This window comes from Halomonas sp. ND22Bw, from assembly GCF_003011945.1.
Lineage (GTDB): Bacteria > Pseudomonadota > Gammaproteobacteria > Pseudomonadales > Halomonadaceae > Halomonas > Halomonas halophila.
Genome location: NZ_PXWD01000919.1, coordinates 1 through 270, shown reverse-complemented (window position 1 = coordinate 270; position 270 = coordinate 1). Strand labels below are relative to the sequence as shown.

Genomic DNA, 270 nt, shown 5'->3' with positions numbered 1-270 from the left:
GATGCGGCACGGGCACGCTTCGGCGGCTTCGACACCTGGGTCAACGTCGCCGGCCTCACCGTCTACGGTCCCTTGCGCGAGATCGCGTATGCCGACCACGAGCGCCTGATCCAGACCAACCTCTGGGGCACGGTCAACGGATCGCTGATCGCGGTCGGGTACCTGCGCCGGCACGGCGGGGCGCTCATCAACGTCGGCAGCGTCGCCTCCGACCTCGCCTTCCCGTTCCAGGGCCTCTACGCCACCTCGAAGCACGCCGTGAAGGGGTTC

1 protein-coding gene is annotated in these 270 nt (G+C 68.9%); it reads left to right on the top strand.

Annotation, left to right across the window (positions count from 1 at the left end):
- A partial coding sequence (locus tag CVH10_RS20820; RefSeq protein WP_146143215.1) for an SDR family NAD(P)-dependent oxidoreductase occupies window positions 1–270 on the top strand: 270 nt, incomplete at both ends.